At 61.6% G+C, this 18246-nt stretch carries 17 protein-coding genes; 9 read left to right on the top strand and 8 right to left on the bottom strand.

The features are described from left to right. Positions 1–2: 2 nt before the first annotated feature. From ABH939_RS15775 to ABH939_RS15765, 3 genes are read right to left on the bottom strand one after another with little or no spacing between them, the layout of a single operon-like run. On the bottom strand, positions 3–854 hold the full coding sequence (locus tag ABH939_RS15775) for an ABC transporter ATP-binding protein (RefSeq protein ID WP_003945031.1): 852 nt from the start codon (positions 852–854) through the stop codon (positions 3–5). Then, positions 851–1942, bottom strand: coding sequence for an iron chelate uptake ABC transporter family permease subunit (locus ABH939_RS15770; protein ID WP_003944960.1), 1092 nt, complete (start codon positions 1940–1942; stop codon positions 851–853). The genes ABH939_RS15775 and ABH939_RS15770 overlap by 4 nt, the downstream gene beginning before the upstream one ends. Continuing rightward, the gene (locus tag ABH939_RS15765) at positions 1939–3399 is read right to left on the bottom strand and encodes a FecCD family ABC transporter permease (RefSeq protein WP_404649873.1); all 1461 of its coding nucleotides are present in this window, start codon (positions 3397–3399) and stop codon (positions 1939–1941) included. The genes ABH939_RS15770 and ABH939_RS15765 overlap by 4 nt, the downstream gene beginning before the upstream one ends. 202 nt (positions 3400–3601) lie before the next feature. On the opposite strand from ABH939_RS15765, the gene ABH939_RS15760 reads away from it, so the two are divergent. Both ABH939_RS15760 and ABH939_RS15755 read left to right on the top strand, forming a co-directional pair. Next, positions 3602–4384 carry a hypothetical protein gene (locus tag ABH939_RS15760; protein ID WP_003944809.1) on the top strand — a complete coding sequence of 261 codons (783 nt, stop codon included), beginning with the start codon at positions 3602–3604 and terminating at the stop codon, positions 4382–4384. Between the two features lie 236 nt (positions 4385–4620). After that, positions 4621–5049, top strand: a complete 429-nt coding sequence (locus tag ABH939_RS15755) for a PaaI family thioesterase (RefSeq protein ID WP_003945020.1) — start codon at positions 4621–4623, stop codon at positions 5047–5049. Positions 5050–5132: 83 nt separating this feature from the next. On the opposite strand, the gene ABH939_RS15750 is transcribed toward ABH939_RS15755, so the two are convergent. Further along, a complete protein-coding gene (locus tag ABH939_RS15750) occupies positions 5133–6548 on the bottom strand; it encodes an NAD(P)/FAD-dependent oxidoreductase (RefSeq protein WP_003944885.1) in 1416 nt (471 codons plus the stop codon). A 411-nt stretch (positions 6549–6959) separates the two neighbouring features. On the opposite strand from ABH939_RS15750, the gene ABH939_RS15745 reads away from it, so the two are divergent. Further along, positions 6960–7757, top strand: coding sequence for a metalloregulator ArsR/SmtB family transcription factor (locus ABH939_RS15745; protein WP_081604857.1), 798 nt, complete (start codon positions 6960–6962; stop codon positions 7755–7757). 451 nt (positions 7758–8208) lie between these two features. Here ABH939_RS15745 and ABH939_RS15740 read toward each other — a convergent pair whose 3' ends face one another. Next, positions 8209–8490, bottom strand: a complete 282-nt coding sequence (locus ABH939_RS15740) for a hypothetical protein (RefSeq protein ID WP_042450929.1) — start codon at positions 8488–8490, stop codon at positions 8209–8211. Positions 8491–8542: 52 nt separating this feature from the next. Between ABH939_RS15740 and ABH939_RS15735 the strand changes: the two genes are divergently transcribed. The 5 genes from ABH939_RS15735 to galE are packed head-to-tail and all read left to right on the top strand — an operon-like array spanning position 8543 to position 13939. Further along, positions 8543–10630: a glycosyltransferase gene (locus tag ABH939_RS15735; RefSeq protein ID WP_404649790.1), complete on the top strand. Its 2088-nt coding sequence runs from the start codon at positions 8543–8545 to the stop codon at positions 10628–10630. A gap of 46 nt (positions 10631–10676) precedes the next feature. Beyond that, positions 10677–10949 carry a PqqD family protein gene (locus ABH939_RS15730; RefSeq protein ID WP_007732082.1) on the top strand — a complete coding sequence of 91 codons (273 nt, stop codon included), beginning with the start codon at positions 10677–10679 and terminating at the stop codon, positions 10947–10949. Between the two features lie 7 nt (positions 10950–10956). Beyond that, positions 10957–11835, top strand: a complete 879-nt coding sequence (locus ABH939_RS15725; RefSeq protein ID WP_242430719.1) for a hypothetical protein — start codon at positions 10957–10959, stop codon at positions 11833–11835. Continuing rightward, the gene (locus ABH939_RS15720; RefSeq protein ID WP_204855825.1) at positions 11814–12944 is read left to right on the top strand and encodes a nucleotidyltransferase family protein; all 1131 of its coding nucleotides are present in this window, start codon (positions 11814–11816) and stop codon (positions 12942–12944) included. The genes ABH939_RS15725 and ABH939_RS15720 overlap by 22 nt, the downstream gene beginning before the upstream one ends. Then, positions 12941–13939: a UDP-glucose 4-epimerase GalE gene (gene galE / locus ABH939_RS15715; RefSeq protein WP_081557879.1), complete on the top strand. Its 999-nt coding sequence runs from the start codon at positions 12941–12943 to the stop codon at positions 13937–13939. The genes ABH939_RS15720 and galE overlap by 4 nt, the downstream gene beginning before the upstream one ends. A 7-nt stretch (positions 13940–13946) precedes the next feature. Here the strand turns inward: galE and ABH939_RS15710 are convergent, their stop codons facing one another. After that, positions 13947–14774, bottom strand: coding sequence for a hypothetical protein (locus ABH939_RS15710; RefSeq protein ID WP_404649789.1), 828 nt, complete (start codon positions 14772–14774; stop codon positions 13947–13949). A 647-nt stretch (positions 14775–15421) separates the two neighbouring features. On the opposite strand from ABH939_RS15710, the gene ABH939_RS15705 reads away from it, so the two are divergent. Continuing rightward, the gene (locus ABH939_RS15705) at positions 15422–16471 is read left to right on the top strand and encodes a diguanylate cyclase (RefSeq protein WP_256082814.1); all 1050 of its coding nucleotides are present in this window, start codon (positions 15422–15424) and stop codon (positions 16469–16471) included. Here ABH939_RS15705 and ABH939_RS15700 read toward each other — a convergent pair. Both ABH939_RS15700 and ABH939_RS15695 read right to left on the bottom strand, forming a co-directional pair. Further along, a complete protein-coding gene (locus tag ABH939_RS15700) occupies positions 16460–16933 on the bottom strand; it encodes a DUF5709 domain-containing protein (RefSeq protein WP_007732075.1) in 474 nt (157 codons plus the stop codon). The genes ABH939_RS15705 and ABH939_RS15700 overlap by 12 nt on opposite strands. 73 nt (positions 16934–17006) lie before the next feature. Beyond that, a complete protein-coding gene (locus ABH939_RS15695; RefSeq protein ID WP_404649788.1) occupies positions 17007–18182 on the bottom strand; it encodes a lipase family protein in 1176 nt (391 codons plus the stop codon). Positions 18183–18246 lie beyond the last annotated feature (64 nt).

The following is an 18246-nucleotide window of genomic DNA, read 5'->3' as shown; positions in this document are numbered from 1 at the left end:
CGTCACGCAGGCTTTGCCGGCCCGCCGACGGCGCCGAACACGTGCCGGGTTCCGATCGGAACGATCAGCGGCCGATCCGAGACGGGATCGTCGATGACCGCAGCTTCGAGACCGAACACCTCGAGCAGAAGTTCCGCGGAAATGATGTCCTTGGGGACACCAGAAGCGACGACGGCGCCGTCGCGCATCACGATCAGATGATCGCTGTATCTGACCGCGAGATTGAGGTCGTGCAGAACCATCACCACGGTGCGCCCCATTTCCTCGTGGAGTTGATCCACCAGGTCGAGGACTTCCATCGAGTGCGCGAGGTCCAGATAGGTAGTCGGTTCGTCGAGAAGCAGAATGTCGGTTCCCTGGGCGAGAGCCATCGAGATCCAGGCCCGCTGGCGCTGACCGCCGGACAATTGATCGACGGGTCGATCGGCGAGATCCGAGACACCGGTCAGCTCCAGCGCTTCGGCGACCTCGCCCTCGTCGTCCGCAGACCACTGCCTGATCCACGACTGGTGCGGGTGGCGCCCACGTGAGACCAGATCGGCGACCGTGAGTCCTTCGGGCGCAACCGGAGTCTGGGGGAGCATTCCGAGCACCCGTGCGACTTCCTTGGTCTTCATCGAACTGATCGCCTTGCCGTCCAGGACGACCGATCCGCCCTTGGGCTTGAGCAGACGACCGAGCGCACGCAGGAGCGTCGACTTGCCGCAACCGTTGGGGCCGATGACCGTCGTGATCACGCCGGTAGGGATCTCGAGATCGAGTCCGTCGACGATGATGCGGTCCCCGTACCCGAGCGTCAGGTTCTTGGCGACGAGACGCGAAGGAGTATCGGTGGACTGGGCGATGGTGGTCATGCTGTGACCTTCCGATTGTTACGAACCAACAGGTAGAGCAGGAACGGACCACCCAGTGCGGAAGTCACGATTCCGACGGGGAGTTCCACAGGCAGAATTGTTCGAGCGATGACGTCGCTGCCGACCACCAGTACAGCACCGGTCAGCGCGGACGCCACGATGGGCGGGCCGGCAGAGCGCACCAGACGCATGGCGACCTGTGGCGCAGCCAGGGCGACAAAGCCGACCGGACCTGCTGCGGCGGTTGCGATGGCGGCCAGCGCCACGGCGGAGAGCAACAGTTTGGCCTGCGATGATTGCAAGCGAACACCGAGAGAGGTGGCGTTGTCGTCGCCCAACCGCAGCGCTCCCATGGTGAACGAAGCGATCACCGCGTAGCCGCCGACTACCGCGACAGCGATGGCTACCGGCCACATCTGATTCCAGGTGGCACCGTTGAGCGAACCGTTGAGCCACACCTGTGCGCGGGAAGCATCGTTGATGTCCGCCGAGATGAGAAGCCATCCCGTCGCTGCCACGAGCATGGCGTTGATGCCGATGCCGATCAGGATGAGGCGGAACCCCTCGACGCCCTTGCGCCACGCCAAGGCGTAGATCACCACTGCTGTCAGTAGGCCGCCGCAGAGTGCAGCCAACGGAATCCCCAGTGTGGCAAGCAGTCCCACGAACGAGCCACCCCCGCCGAGTACGATGAGTGCCACTGCGGCGGCACTCGATCCAGCCGTGATTCCGAGGATGTCGGGGCTGGCGAGGGCGTTGCGAGCGATCGTCTGGGTGACCGCACCGGCAATGCCGAGTGCCATACCGATGAAGAGCGCGGTGAGCGACCGAGGAAGTCGAAGGTCGAAGACGATCAGGTTCTGTGTCTTGCTGCCATTGCCGAGCAGGACCGAAATGACATCGGGGATCGAGATCGGATAGTCGCCGCGTCCGATGTTGATGCAGAGCAGAAGGAAGAGTGCGACCGCGAGCGCAATGCACACCGACACCGCGAGTGGACGGTAGACCAGCGAGAATCCACCGATACGAATCGACTTACGTGAGGGGACGGTCCGGGGGAGTACCCGGAGTTCTTGCTTGAGCGTCACAGACTTGCCAACTTTCTGCGGCGTACGAGAGCGATGAAGAACGGGGCGCCGAACAGGGCCAGGATGATGCCGACCTGCAACTCGCCGGGGCGCACGACTACGCGGCCGATGATGTCCGCGGTGATCAACATGACCGCGCCGAGCAAGCCCGCGTACGGGACCAGCCAGCGGTAGTCGGGTCCGGTGATGGCCCGGGCCACGTGGGGGACCACCAATCCGATGAACGCGATAGGTCCACACGCTGCGGTCGCGGCGCCGGTCAGCAGGGTGATCGCGATGATGCCGAGTGTGCGACTGAACGCGATGTTCGTTCCCAACGCTTTTGCGACGTCTTCACCCAGGCTGAGGACATTGAGACCAGGCGTACTCGCCAGGGCGATGACCAAACCGAGTATCAGGAAGGGGAGGACCTGCCAGAGAACGTCGAACCCGCGACCGGACACCGACCCGACTACCCAGAAACGGTAGGCGTCCAGACTGGTCTGGTCGAGGATGATCACGGCATTGGTCATGGCTTGCAGGAAGAACGCGACGGCTGCGCCCGCCAGAGCCAAACTCAGAGGACTCGCGCCGCCGTTTCCGATGGAGGACAAGCCGAAGACGACGATGCTGGCGACGAACGATCCTGCAAACGCGAACCAGAGGTACTGACTCGGTGCGGTGAAGCCGAAGAGATAGATCGCCATGACTACGAAGAAAGCCGCGCCGGCGTTGAGGCCGAGTAGTCCGGCATCTGCCAACGGGTTACGCGTGTGTCCCTGAATCAGGGCGCCGGCGATACCGAGTGCGATGCCGACGACAAGACCCAGGATGGTCCGCGGAGCGCGCAACGTTCGCACGATGATGTCCGTCTGGGTGCCGTCCGAACTGAAGATGGCGTGGAAGATCTCGGCAAACGTCAGGGGACGTGCGCCCACCGCGATGCTCGCGAGCATGACGAGCGCGAGAAGAACCGTGAGCACCGCGAGACCGATCAGCCGGCGTCGACGAGTTGCCCCGACGCTGTTGTCGCGCGCGAGTTCCTCGAACCCTTCTTCGCGCGCCGTGCTTTCACGGACCACCTCGATCCCGGTTCGATCGAACGGCCTGCGCAGAGCCCGGCGAACACCGATGGGCTGCTTTGTCTTCGCGTCACGCGTGACCAGACCTACCCATCCCTGTCCCGAGGTCCGGCCTGTGGCACCTTCGCGGAATCCCAGGTTCCACACGAGGAGACCAACGGCAATGGCTATTGCCGTCCCACCGAATACTGCGCGGTCGGCTTCGCCGCCACCGTTCTCGTCTCGGAGCGACTGAACGACGTACCAGCCGACGAGCAACGGAAGCAGGAACACCCCCGCGTCGAAAATCCCAGCTAGAACACGCATTCGGACAGGAGCCGGGCCGCGCGGCACTATGCGCCGTCCGTACGTCTCGCTGGGTCCTCGGGGATGTCCGTTCCCGAGCGGTTTGATCATCGTCACTGGCGGTTCGAGCTCCTGGTCTTTGTGCGCAGGGAATTCGCATCTTAGGTTACGGAACCCTATGTGGGTGTGCTCCCTGCGGGGCAAGTTCCTGTGAATATGCGGTGCCCAGCGTCACAGTTCTTTACTCTTGAATTATGGTGAGGCTAACCTACATTAAGAACCACAAGACAACTTCGGCCGATTGGAGTGCACGGTGACAATCACCTTGACCACCCAGCATGCGGATGTTCGTGAATTCGAACTCCGGTCGAACGCATTGAGCCGCACCAGCGTTCGCCTACGAGCACTCAACCCTGACTACCCGCGCGTCTACGCGGTTGCCGCCATGTCAGGTGAAGGCAAACGGCGTTGGTGGCAGTTGAGTGAAGGCTTGTGCGGGGATCGGGTGCATCAGATGTTCGCCCGCTCGCTCCAGGATCTCGACAGTGCCGAAGCTGCGGCGATACAGGTCGCAACATCACTGATTCACGCTGTGGTCGGCAGGGTTGCCGCATCGATCGTCTCCGAAGGTGCCGCTTGGGATCCAGGCCTCGAGAACCTGTTCATCCACATGGACAGCGACGGCGGTATCGACTGGGCCGGGGTGATCGACGAAACTCTACGAGTTGCGCCGAACGGACGGGAGTCCGGCAGTGACGGCGTCGTCGACATGCCGTGCGAAGAAGCGCTCCTCGTCTGGACCGCGCACCGTTGCCTGACCTCGCTACGGGCGATCTACGACGCCGTCTCCAGGTGTGCGCCCGTCGACCAGTTCAGATTCTGGGGCTTGGTAGGGGAGTCGATCCTGGGCGCAGCGGCATATGTCCCCATCTTGGCCGGCGGGGGCGAATCAGCCGCTCAGCGCCGCGGGCAGGGGCTGCTGGACGCTTTTGTCGCCGCCGGACTGCCCGTGCGTGCACGCCGCAAGGTCTCGCTGCGTCCTCGTTGGAACCAGTTCGACGAAGGGCTTGCTAAATTAGGTCAGCCTTGCCTATGATTGTGGAACACCACGCGGAGAGTTACACCCCGCGAGAGTGACGAAACTGCCGGACCGCGCCGGAGTCCTGAGGGCTGCAGAGACTCCCGGTCCTTCCCACGGCGGGTTTCACATCGAATGATGTGAAACCCGCCGGTTCTTTTTCCAGACCTGATTCCAAGCTCGAGTTACCTCTCGTGTAATCAGGTAGGGAGTGGCAGCCACACCGGCGCCAGAGAATCACAGATGGAGATGGCATGGTCGACACTGCTGAGACCGCAGAGATGATGAAACGGCTCGGAACGGGCTTCGACGCCACCATCGGCCTGGAATACACCGAACTGAGCCCAGATCGCGTGCGGGCGCAATGGACCGTCAAGCCCACGCTGCACCAGCCCGCCGGGATACAGCACGGGGGTGTGTACTGCTCGGTGGTGGAGTCTCTCGCCAGCGTCGGTGGCACCGTGTGGCTGGGCGAGCGAGGACACGTGGTCGGAGTCAACAACAACACCGACTTCCTGCGCGCAACGCGGGAGGGCACTCTCACCGCTGAAGCCACCCCGATTCATCGCGGACGCACCCAGCAACTCTGGGAAGTTCGCATCACCGACGAGAACGACCGACTCGTTTCCAAGGGACAGGTTCGCCTCGCGAACATCACCGAGGTGGCGAAGATCGGAAACTGACCACGCGGCAGTCGATCGAATGACGGAGGGCGGCTGCGGAGTTGAACTCCACAGCCGCCCTCCGCCGGTCACTCAGGTGTTGATCAGCCGGCGGCCTTCTGCTGCTTGCCGGCAGCCTTCTTGGCTTCGCCATTCGAAGCGCTGCCGGACTCCGTCGCTTCCTTGTTTTTCTTCTCCAATTCGCCCATCGCGTTTCGCGCGAAGACCTGCTGCTCGGTGGACGCCATCTGAGCACGGCCACGCCCGAAGAACGTCACCGCCCACGACAACAGCGTCGAGGCACGGGAACGGAATCCGACGAGGTAGAGGAGGTGAATTGCCAGCCAGGCAACCCACCCGATGAAGCCGCTGATCTCGAGCTTGCCCACCTTGGCTACCGCGCTGAAGCGCGAGATCGTTGCCATACTGCCCTTGTCGAAGTACTTGAACGGAACTCGTTCCGACGGTGACTTGCCGTCCAGTGACGCTTTGATCTGCTTGGCCGCGTACTTGCCACCCTGCATGGCAACCTGAGCCAATCCGGGCAGCTTGTCGAGCGACATCATGTCGCCGATGACAAAGACGTTGGGGTGCCCGGGCAGAGACAAGTCGGGATTGACCATGACGCGGCCGGCGCGGTCGGTTTCTCCGCCGCTCTGTTCTGCGAGCTGCTTGCCGAGGGGGCTGGCCTGCACGCCGGCGGACCACACCTTGCACTGCGACTCGATACGGCGAAGCGTGCCGTCCTTCTCCTTGATGATCAGACCGTCGTTGTCCACGTCGGTGACCATCGCGTCGAGCTGGATCTCGACGCCGAGCTTCTCGAGCGTCTCGGCAGCCTTGCGGCTGAGCTTCCCGCCGTACACGGGCAACACGGCAGGGGCGCCGTCGAGGAGCACGACGCGCGCTTCACGAGGATCGATCTTGCGGAACGCGCCGTCCAGCGTTCGACGGGAAAGCTCGGCGATCTGCCCGGCCAACTCCACGCCGGTGGGGCCGGCGCCGACAACGACGAAGGTGAGCAAGCGCGCACGCTCGGCGGGATCGTCCGACAGTTCGGCCTGTTCGAAGGCCCCAAGGATTCGTCCGCGCAGTTCGAGGGCGTCGTCGATCGTTTTCATTCCGGGGGCGAACTCCGCGAACTGGTCGTTGCCGAAGTACGACTGACCGGCACCGGCTGCCACGATCAGACTGTCGAACGGCGTAACAGTGACGCGTTCGAGCAGGCGCGAGGTCACGGTCTGATTCTCGAGATCAATGGTCTCGACCTCACCGAGCAGTACCTGTGCGTTCTTCTGCTTGCGCAGCACCAATCTCGTGGCGGGAGCGATGTCACCGACCGAGAGGATGCCGGTCGCAACCTGATAGAGGAGCGGCTGAAACAGATGGTGGGTTGTACGCGCGATCATCGTGATGTCGGCATCGGCTTTTTTGAGAGCCTGAGTGCCGAACAATCCTCCGAAGCCGGAACCGATCACCACTACGCGGTGGCGGTGCGGTTCAACCGACTGGATGCTCATTCCGTACTCCTCGAGTTCTAGGCGACAGTCCTACGGTAGTCCCACCGCGGCCGAGCTTCTCTGCGAGCAGTCCGACGCGCGCCGGTGTGTCCGAATCGATCAAGCGGCCTCGAGGGTGATCACTCCCGAGGTGATCGGCTTGGCCGGACCCCGGGGTGATCACCACTTTGTCGAGGTGTCAGCTACTGGCGGACGGACAAGATGAACAGTGCGATGCACCCGCCGACGAAAACCAGGATCGACAGGGCCACCGAGGCATACCCGACACCCACTCCAATTGCTGCCCAGTCCATGTGCCCAACCTCTCTTACGGTGCAATCCGGGATTCAGATCACATCTGCCTAGAGACATCACACCTCATCTGTCCCAACTTTCGAAACCCGGCACGCCCAACCGTTGACATGCAAGTAAATGCTTGCATATTGTGAAGTTGTGAACGACCGGATGAATGCAGCCTTCAAAGCACTGGCCGATCCCACACGAAGGCTTCTCCTGGACCGCTTGTTCGTAGCCAACGGTCAGTCGCTCGGCGAGCTGTGCGACAGCCTCGACATGAGTCGGCAAGCTGTCACTCAACACCTCACCATGCTCGAGGACGCCAATCTGATCAGCACGGTCCGACAGGGGAGGGCAAAGCTTCACTATCTCAATCCCGTTGCGCTCGAGGAGATTCGAGAGCGGTGGATCAACAAGTTCGAGGTACCGCGCCTTCGTGCGCTCAGTACCGTCAAAAGAATTGCGGAGGAAGCCATGACCGACAAGCCCAGTTTTGTGTACGTCACCTACATTGCGAGCACGGCGGACAACGTCTGGAAAGCGCTCACCGACGCACAGGCCACCGCAGAGTATTGGGGACACAGCAACGTCTCCGACTGGCAGCCGGGATCGACCTGGGAGCACCGCCGGATCGACGGTTCGAACATTGCCGATGTAGTCGGCACCGTAGTCGAGAGCAACCCTCCGTCGAGGTTGGTCACCACCTGGGCTGATCCGAACGGCGAACCGGGCGTCGACATCTCTCGGGTGAGTTTCGACATCGAAGCCTTCGGCGCGATCGTGCGACTGACCGTCAAGCACACCGATTTGGCGGACGAATCGGCTCGCATGGAGGTGGCCGGTGGATGGTCGGCGGTGTTGTCGAACCTGAAGTCCTACCTCGAAACCGGAAGCACTCTTCCGGTGGCGCCGTGGGAGATGCCGGCCGGCTGACGGTGATGGAACAGGACAAACGTGCTCCCTGTGCTGGAGGGAATTGTCGTACTCCCGTCCGAATTGCCGGCCCAGTCCAGTCTCAACTTCGCATAAGAACCAAATTTCGGCGGGTTCAGTCTGTAAAGTTGCCGGAAGGATGCTAGCGTTTTGCCCGACATCGAGTGAGGACGACCTCGTCTCGGACGCATGGGAGAAACGCTATGGGCGGCGACGCTTTTCAGAATGTTCCAGTTGATCGACGCAAGTTCGTCAAGACAGTTCTAGCGGCCTCGGCGGTAACTGTGCCAGTCGTGACGTCGATCAGCCTCGGTGGTGCGGCGCCGGCCTTCGCAGCCGGTGACACGCCGAATCTTTCCGGAGCGCCAAGTCGTGGCCAGCAGAATCCGAATCAACCAGGCGGCGAGCAACCAGGCGGGAATCAACCCGGTGGTAATACTCCGGGAGGGAATCAGCCGGGCGGAAACGAGCCGGGCAATCCCGGATCATCGGGAAGTTCGGGATCGTCAGGAAGTTCGGGTAGTTCCGGGAGTTCGGGACCGTCCGGAAGTTCCACAGGTTCCGGATCAACCGGTAGCTCGTCAGGTTCGGGTGGAACGACGACCGCCAAACCCACCGGGCCGACAGCGCCGACGGAGCCGACCGTCCCGACTGTGCCAACCGTACCGACGGTGCCGACCACTCGCACCGAGCCGACCTTCCCGACCCCTCCGACCCAGCCGACAAATCCCACGGAACCTACGTAGCCGACACGACGCGACTGGTTCCGAGGGGGAACACCGACGATGACAGAGTTCGACGTCGCGCTACACCGCGCTCTGAAGAAGTTTCAGAGCGCGGGGTCAGTTCAGGTGAAGGAGACTCCGCCACACGGAGAACCGGCCGATCTGACTGTCGCGATCGCGACCTACGACGATTTCGACGGCGCGTACTTCACGATCCACTCGATCCTGGTCCATCATCGCGAGGTTCTGGACAGAGTCGAATTCGTCTTGTTGGACAACAACCCCGAGGGGTTGCCGGCGCCGATGCTCGAATCGTTTGCGGGGTATATCGATCGGTTCCGCTACGTTCCGTTCACCGACGTTCGATCGACTGCGGTGCGGGACGTCCTGTTCCGCAAGGCAACAGGAAAGTACGTCCTGGTCCTCGACTCCCACGTGATCTTGGCACCGGGATCGTTGTCGGCGTTGCTGGCGTATTTCGATGCGGACCCGGAAACCGACGATCTGATCCAGGGACCGATGCTCTCCCAGGATTCCTCGCACATCGCGGCCACCCACATGGACCCCAAGTGGCGCAACGGGATGTTCGGCTCGTGGGGAGTTGATCCGCGAGCGAAGCAACACCCTGACGTGCCTTTCGAGATCGTCATGCAGGGCCTCGGCTCATTTGCCTGCAGGCGTGAGGCATGGCCGGGATTGAACTCGCACTTCACCGGATTCGGCGGTGAAGAGGGATACATCCACGAGAAGTTCCGGATCAACGGCGGAAAGGTCGTCTGCCTTCCGACATTTGGTTGGCACCATCGATTCGAGCGCCCGGCCGGTGTCCCGTATCGAATAAACTGGGAAGATCGTGTTCACAATTACCTGCTCGGTTGGAGTGAGGTCGGATGGGATCTCGACTCACTCCATCGTCAGTTCTCCAGGTACCTCGGTGATTCGTATCCCGAGATTCGTCGCCGTGCCGAGCTGAGCGTCCAGCGACCCGAGTTGGTCTTCGGTGGGGTGGTCGTTCTCAGCGACGACGGCCGAGTCGCTCCGTGGCGTTCATGCCTGGCGGAGGGCGAGTCGATCGAACTGACCGTTCACCGTGCCATTCCGGCGGAGGACGACGGTCCGGATGGGTGGAGGACGGTCTCTGCGTTCGTCGCCGGACTCGACAAGGCAATTCTGCTGGGCTGGAAGTCGGTGGTTTTTCTGGACGAGGCGCGCGTGATCGAACCCGCGGTTATGTACAAGCTACGGAACATCGTCGACGACCTCCCCGCCGAAGCCGATACGGCTGTCATCCACGCACACGGCGAAGATCTGGTCGGAGCTGCACTGATTGTTCGCGCGGCGACATACGGAACTTTGCGAGACGAACTCTCACGAAGGATCAACGGACCCGTGCCGTCCGACTTCTCACTGGCGGCTTATCTGCTCGAGCGAGGCGCAGTCGACGTTGTGCTCGATCGCCCACTGTCGCCTGTCCGAGTAGGGGGAGAACCCAACCCCGTTGTCGAGGATTCTCAGTCGGACCTCGGTGTTGCCGTCGTGAATCTCGATCTTGACATCGACAGATGGAAAGCGTCCTGGCATAGATTCATTCGCTTACCGCGCGTAACAGCGGTGGAAAGAGTGTCGGCTTTCGAGGACGCGATGAATCAGGACGCGGCCTTTGCCGTCTCGTGGCGTCGTGCGCTCGCTCGGGCGACTGAGAAGGGCTGGGATTCGGTCCTCATCGCTGCTGACGACGTCAGATTGCTGGATGCCGCCGCATCGATCCTTGGCCATGCCCGCGAAGAGTTGGATCACGGCGATTGGGATGTCGTCCACCTCGGACACGACCCGAAATCGAGGGACGGAGCTCTGCTCGACGGTTCGGCACTCTTGCGCACCAGTCCTGAGAACCGTGGAGTCCACGCCGTTCTCGTACATTCGCGCGCCTTCGAGCGAATTCTCGATGAGATTGCGGATCCGGAGTCAGATCCCGCAGCATTCGGACAATGGGCGGGTCACTACCGAACTCTGGGCGACTACCTGGTGGATGCGAGTGCCGGGGGAGCGCTCACGTGCCTGACGCTGTCGCCCGGCATCGCCTCCACACGCAGCCTGATTCGTTCGGGCGCAATCGAATCCGAATACTCACGACGCTTCGCACTGTGAGACCACCACCAAAACGAAATCGGATTCGCTGAATCAAGGAGATATCTTGACCGAACTACTCGAAGGTGTGAGACCGCAACGCTCTCAGACGGTGGAGAGCAACGATCTCACCGACGGTGTTGTGCTGTACGACAGTTCCAGCGAGGTTGCCCATCACCTCAACCCGGTCGCGACGTTGGTGTGGGAACTGTGTGACGGCCGGACCGTCAGCGAAATTGTCCAGGCCGTGGCAGAAGTGCTCGAGATCCCTGACGACGAGGCGAAGTCGGTAGTCAACGAGACGTACGGACAGCTGAGCACCTCTCGTCTGCTGGTGTGAGAATTCCGTGACAGGCAACCACGTACCACAATTCCGGGCGCACTACCTTTGGGTTGACGCGATTGTGCGCGGTTTCCGCATACCCGAGGTCGGTGTCGTCGAGCATCGGATTGCCAGCCCGTGGCCTGCGGACAACAACGTCGAAGTTCGGATTCAGCGGAATCGAGCGACATTCGGTCGCTGGGACGTCACCATCGAATCGACCATCGGCGGCAGCCATGAAACGCTGATCGGTCTGGACGGTCTCCAGCTCACGGAGAGCGTGTACCGCACGGTGCACCGGGATGTCATGACGGCCGCGCACGCCCGACAGTGGACACGCCTGCACGCCGCTCTGGTCGACTGCAACGGTGTGAGAGTGGCGATCGCCGGGCATTCAGGGGCGGGCAAGACCACCTTGGCGCTCGCCCTTGCCATGCGGGGTGCACAACTGCGTGCTGACGAAGGCGTCTTCATTCGTGGTACCGAAGCTGTGGGCTTACCGCGGCGGGTTCACCTCAAAGCCGGTACGTTCGACGTCCTCCCGGAGATCAAAGCGCACGATTCGCTGTATCTTCCGTACGCCCCGCCGGTGTGGGCGTTGGACCCGTCGACCTTGCCTGCTGAACGAAACGTCAGCTCGGCGGTTCGCGGAATCGACCTGGTGCTGATCCTCGATGGATGGGACGAGGGGCCGACTCGACTCGCTCCGATGCCCGTACCCCAAGCGATACAGTCGCTGGCCGAGCAATCCGCCCTGTGGTCCGACAATCACGGATTGACCCTGAGAAACATCGCTGCTCTACTCTCGAATGCCCCGTGCTACAGACTGATTCGACATCACGGCGACACCGGCGCCGACACCGTGGAGGAACTGGTGGCGTCATGCGTGACACCCGGTACCTGATTTCCATGTTGAAACCCGAGTGTGGGGCCGACGTCATCCGCTTGTGTTCGCAGCAGGATTGGCCCAGAGTCATCGACGCCGCTGTAAGGCACAAGGTATTGCCGCTGCTCGCCTCCCGAGCGGTCGAGGCCGGCTTCGCATCGGTCCTACCTGCGAGCTTCGCGGAAATGCTGTCGGAATCCTCGGCCACCGCATCGAGTCCGGAACTGACGCTGAGCCTTGTCCATCACCGAAACACCATAAGGATCTCGGACCTCGACGCGCAGCGAGTGGAACTGCAAGAGTTGTTACACAGCAACGGATTTCCGACGGTTGCACTTAAGGGTGCCGCCCTTCTCGAGCGAAAAATCTGGCCGAACCCGGCAGCTCGACGGATGACGGACATCGACCTTTTGGTCGTCGACCCTGCACATGCCGTTCCGGCCAACGACGCGATCCTCGATTTCGGCTACCGAATGGTCCGCCCCGACGAAGTGGACTCCGACTCCATCGATCACGACGATCACCAGGAACCGGCACTCCTTCGCGACGACCGTCATGGCTCCGTCGAAATCCATTCGCACTTACTTCCGAGGTTCGCCCGTCACGCGCTGACCCGGGAGGCCGCGGTCCGAGGAATCAGCTCGGAGGCGGAAGGATCCCGCCTTGCGATGGCCGACGTGACGCTGCACGTCATCGCTCACGCGCGGCTTGCCGATCGGGCCTTGATTCGAGCCGATTTGTCGTTGAACAGTGTCTTCGACGTGGGGTACCTGCTCACTTCCGAACCGGAACTCGCTGTGACGCTCTCCAGACGCCAGTTGCCACGCGATGTCCGTCGGGCGGTGAACGTCCACTGGGCGGCGGTGGAATCGATCTTCGGCGTCAGTACCGGAATGACGACCTTCCCGGCGCGTTGGTGGTGGCGATGGACGCTGTGGTTGGCGGATCGCCCACGCCTGCACTCGCTCTACCGCGATCTGGTCATGGTGCCGCTCTTTCTCGACCGTGATCGGCTTTCCATCCGGGACGGGCGCGACCTACGTGGATGGGACTTGGCGCGCTCACGCGTGTCCCACTTCGTCCGTCGTGCGAGGACTGCCGTCGAAGATGCCGGGGGAGCGGCGTGAAAGTACTGATCACGGGCGGAGCTGGATTTATCGGAAGCACCGTCGCGTCGAAGTGCGTCGACGCCGGGATCGATGTCGTGATTCTCGACAACCTGCTGACCGGCCGCGCCGAATTTGCGCACAGATTCCCGTTCTACTGCGGCGACATCGCGGACGAGAAACTGCTCGACAAAGTATTCGCAGATCATTCCGATATCGATGCGACAGTTCACTGTGCGGCCTTGATCGTGGTCGGAGATTCCGTGAGTAACCCGGCGCGGTACTACGAGAACAACGTATCCAAGTCGCTGACGCTGGTATCGAGTGTCCTTCGGAACGGGTGTGAGCGCTTCTTGTTCAGTTCCTCTGCGGCGGTGTATGCGCCGAGCGACGGTGGGTGTGTCGACGAACGTTGGGGGATCGCACCGCAGAGTCCCTATGCGCACAGCAAGGCTCAGTTCGAAACGATGCTCGACGACATTGCGGCGGCCACTGAATTATCGGCGATATCTCTACGCTACTTCAACCCGGTCGGGGCAGATCCGGATCTGCGAAGTGGTACACCATCGGCACGCCCGACCCACGCACTCGGAAAGCTGTTCGAATCATATTCGACAGGAACGCCTTTCAGGGTTACGGGAACGGATTGGCCGACGCGCGACGGATCCGGAGTGCGTGATTACGTTCATGTCTGGGACCTTGCAGACGCTCATGTTCGAGCACTGAAAAGGTTCGACCGGGTCACCGCTGAATCATCACGCATGACTGTGGTCAATCTGGGCAGCGGGCGGGGGACGACGGTGTGGGAGCTGGTACACACATTCGAGAACGTGTTCGGCGAAGATATCGACGTGGTCGCTGCCGGCCGACGCACCGGTGACACTGCCGGCGCTTACGCATCGAACGATCGTGCGTTGCGACTACTCGGGTGGGTTCCGACATTCACCCTGGAACAGGGGATCGAGGACACCGCGCGGTGGCTGGCAGTGCGGCCGCACCTGCTCAACTCGGTGTAGCCGAACGTCAGCCCGTCGGGTCGTCGTCAACGGTGATGTTGTTGCTACGTAGCCAGAAGGTGGCGTCCGGATTCCACCCGGCGAGCACAGTGGCCCCCGCGTTGGCCGACAACGGGATCGCGACACCTGGCGTGGTCAGATAAGCCATCATGGTCAGGTGCACGGCGTCGTAATCCGCGGACACCGAAACCCAGTCCGGAATGAACCAGTCACGGTATTCACCGGTCGTGTCGTACCACACGGAGCGACGTGAAGCGGGCACAGGCAGGGGATAGGTATCGACCAGATTCGCCCAGTCCTGCGGACCGGTGATCTCGTAGATCCGGGGCGCGCCGTAGATCCTTACCGGCTGCACCCGCGCCTCGTTCGAGGAGCTGTCTTCTTCGAGAAACACCCCGAGCGCCCCGATACCGTCGCGGGCCCTGGTTGTTTCGGTTGTACCGTTGGCAAACGGGATAGACCACCATTCGCCTCCGATGTGACGGTCCGGATCTTCGATCTGGTATTCCAGAAACTGACGTTCGTTGTCGAGTGCCTCAGCACGCCACTGTTCGAGGCCGTCCTCTGCACGGTAAATCCGCAAGGGTAGGTCCGACCAGCCGTAAATAGGGTTTCGCTTTTCAACCAGATTCTGGTTCAGAAGGTCAGCAGGCTCGGCCCACCAGGCAGTGTGTGGCGAGTCGAGTAGTGCTTGAGCGATCGGGCGCAATGCCGCGATCACCTCAGGGCGGACGAAGATCAGATCTTCTTCGTCCGGCGGCTCCCAGTAGCGTGCAAAATCTACGGCATACGCAAGACAGTGCAGAATCTCGAGCTCGGACATTTCTGCTGGCATGCGTAACCGACGTTCGCACAGAAGCGACGGCCACGTGGTGAACCGAGGACGAGTGCAACGGAATCCATGTGGGTAAAGCTAGCGGACAAGCTGACGGGGGACGTTCGAATATCCATTACTTGACATAATGTAGATTATCGGCAAATTCTCGACCTGGCGATATCGGCTCATGATCCGTTTCCTGCGTCGTCGATCCGTAGATGTATCTATCGACCATTCGCGTGCTTCCGCCCTGAACCGCTGGACGCATTGTGTGAGCTGATCATCTTGGCGTGCCCGTCGTCGGACAACCAATCGTCGATCGCCGTCCGACCCCGGCCGGCCACCGAGCAACCCTGCCGCTCAGGTGTCCAGGCCGCGCGGCAGGCCGCCTGACGCGGGTTGATGTTGATGGATGAGTCTCGTCCACTCCCAGCCACCCCGCCCCAATTCGTCACTGTGACGTATTGGGGACGACAGGCTGGAGGCGAGGTCAGTTCCATTGTCATCGCCACGGACTACTATCGCCGCATGTGTTGTATTCGACCGGCCGCTTCTCATGGTCAGTGGCCGCGATGAGCGACACACCCAAGGTCGTGCATCGCTGGCTCGCAGTGCCAGACCAGTTTGACCGATTCACGCGATTCTTGCGCGACAACGGAATTCTGATGCCGACTCGGATAGGCATCGGCGTATTGGTTTTCCTCCTGGGTATCACGATTCTGCTGAAGCGACTGGGCACTCATTCGGTACAGACCATCGGATTTCCGTTGGACGTCGTCGTCGCAGTGCTTGTGATGATCGGCGGAATTGCCTTGCCTGTCATAGCGACCACCCGTGAAAGGTCGTATTTCTTCGTCGTTGCCGGGGACTTCGCTGTTGCGGTGATCGTGCTGGCCGAGGCGAATCCGGATCAGAGATTGCTTGGATGTCTCGTCTTCGGGCTCGTCGGCTCGTACATAGCCTTCTTTCACAATCTTCGAACTCAGCTGTGGCACCTGCTGTTTTCCGGGGCGGTCATCGTTGTTGCCAGCATCGGCGTGTTCACCGATGTACCTTCTGGCCTTCCAGACGTCCTGGGACGCATTGCCTTTGCCATTCCTGTCATCACTGTCATACCGGTGGTCACGCAGATTGCTCTGGCGCTTCTGAGCAACGACGCTCAAAGCTCAGAACTCGATCCGTTGACGGACCTGCTGAATCGGCGCGGACTCGCACGGCGGACTTCCGAACTACTGCAAGCGAAATCCAGCCTCGACCAGTCTTTGCTGGTGGTGGTGATCGACATCGACAATTTCAAACACTTCAACGACACCTACGGTCACGACGTCGGCGACCGAGTCATACTGCGCACGGCCTATCGACTACACGACTGGGCCAGATCGGACGCGGCGATAGCGCGCATCGGCGGTGACGAGTTCGTCGTCGTTCAGATGATGCCGTTGCCGTACGTCGGCGATCTACTGGCCCGGATCGCGCCCATCATGAACTCCCCTACAGGCGAACCAATCTCGACGACAAGCATCGGCATAGCCATCCACAACGGCGCCTGGCCGGACGTACAAGCAGCAGAAAGTGGCGTTCACGATCTACATCGCCTCGCCGATTCGGCGATGTACGAAAGCAAGAGAATGGGTGGAAATCACGTCCACTCCATCGTTCTCACCGATCAACAGCTACAACAGCCACAACAGTCAGGCGGTCGTTCAGTCCTCTGAATCGTCGATCAGATGCATCGCGGCTTCCTCTGCCGACGCTGCGCCGCCGTCGATTCCGACGTCTCCGGCAATGAGTTCACTTTCCTCGTCCTCGTATCTGCCCTCGTCTTCGGCAACGAGACGCCCGACCCGACGGTTACCCACTTCGTCACCGTCCGGGAATTCTTCTTCCCGTTCGAATTCGTCGGCATCGGCGGGATCCTTCAAAGGATCTCCGAGCGACGCGTACGGATCGGGTTCTTCTTCGGCCAGGCGCTCGTCGAGGGTCTCCCCCGCTGATTCCTCGCTGCCGGTCAACCCGTGGGCATCAAGTCCCAGTGGGCGTTCCGGTGGTGAGATTCCCTCGTCGAGAATGTCGTCGACGCCTCGATCGATCAGAGTGTCTTCAGGTTGAAGCTGGTCGTCGGGATCGAGACTGTAATCGCCATTGCCGGCCGCGCCGGTGTCATCCGTGTCGCTCATACGATCAACGATGCCACGGGCACACCGAGTTGGCCATGTGCCGCGCCTGCTCGATACGTCACTCCGGAGACATTCAGCACGAACGCGGGGCCGGCACTCCGTCGAATCGGTCCTGTAGGTACTCGAATGCGGTGGGCAGACCGAGGACCGCAGTGGTGAGGTGGTCCGGGCTGGGGAACAGTTGGGATTGAATCGTGGCTCCGGCGGCGCAGTACCGCGAAATCGTGTTGACCACCGAATCGATGGGGATCAGAACGTCGTCGGGTGTGTGCCATTCGAACACCGGGGCAGTCGGCACACCCGGATAGAGTTCGACGCTGTTGTCGTCCATCACCTTTCGCACTTCAGGGCTGGACAGCAAGGATGTCGACGTCGACACCTGAGAGGCACTGCGCCCGGCACCGACCCTGAGGATGTCGTTGGTGCACGCGTTGGTGAGTTCGGCCCGCATCGACCGTCCGAGGTCGTTGAGTTGGTTGCTCAGCGGCAGTAGGTCGGGATACTCGCGTTCGAGGCCCATTGCTGCGGCGAATGCGAGGCCGAATGCCGGGTGCGGATCCTGTCCGAGGCCGTTTGCCATCTTGGACAGATTCATCGGGACGCCGCCCTCGGCTACACCGACAAGGTTGACCTCGGGTGCGTAGCTCGGGGCCAGTGCGGCCGCCCACGCGGTGGCCATGCCGCCGCCGGAGTAGCCGGCAATACCGACAGGGCTGGCGCCACTACGCAATTCGGGGACTTTCTGAACGGCGCGGATACCGTCGAGCGTGATCTGTCCGCCCAGGCGCGCGGCGCCGTACGCACTGTTGGGTCCGAGATGGTCGGGAAGGGCAATGGTCCATCCACGTTGCAGCGCGACGTTGAGGATGGGCGCTTCACGGATGACGATGTTGGGATCCGATGCGTAAAGCGCGCGAGATGGCGCACATCCCGTACCGAGTGCATTGACGATGTGCTGATACGAGAGCAACGGGCCGTCTTGTGCTTGATTCGGCGGGACCAGGATCGTGCTGACCGCTGCAATAGGCTTGTTCTCGGAGTTCGTGGACCTGTAACTGACCTGCCAGATCGCGACGCCGGGAAAGGTCATCAGGTCAGGGGCCCGGCGCACGGAGATCGGCGTGCCGGCGGTCCCCTCGGCCGCTGCTTGCGAATAGAACGGGTCCGGGTCCGGTGCCGGATATGCGGGATCGGCCTGTGCAGTCCCCCCGGAGAGCAGTGCGGCAGTCAGTACAGCGGCAGTCAGCATCGATCCGGTAAACACGCGTGTGGTTCGCAGTTTCAACGTTTTCCCCTCGTCCGGACCCACCCGG

The organism is Rhodococcus sp. 27YEA6 (assembly GCF_044908235.1).
Lineage (GTDB): Bacteria > Actinomycetota > Actinomycetes > Mycobacteriales > Mycobacteriaceae > Rhodococcus_F > Rhodococcus_F qingshengii.
Note: the sequence above shows the minus strand (reverse complement) of the source record. Positions and strands in the feature narration are given on the sequence as shown.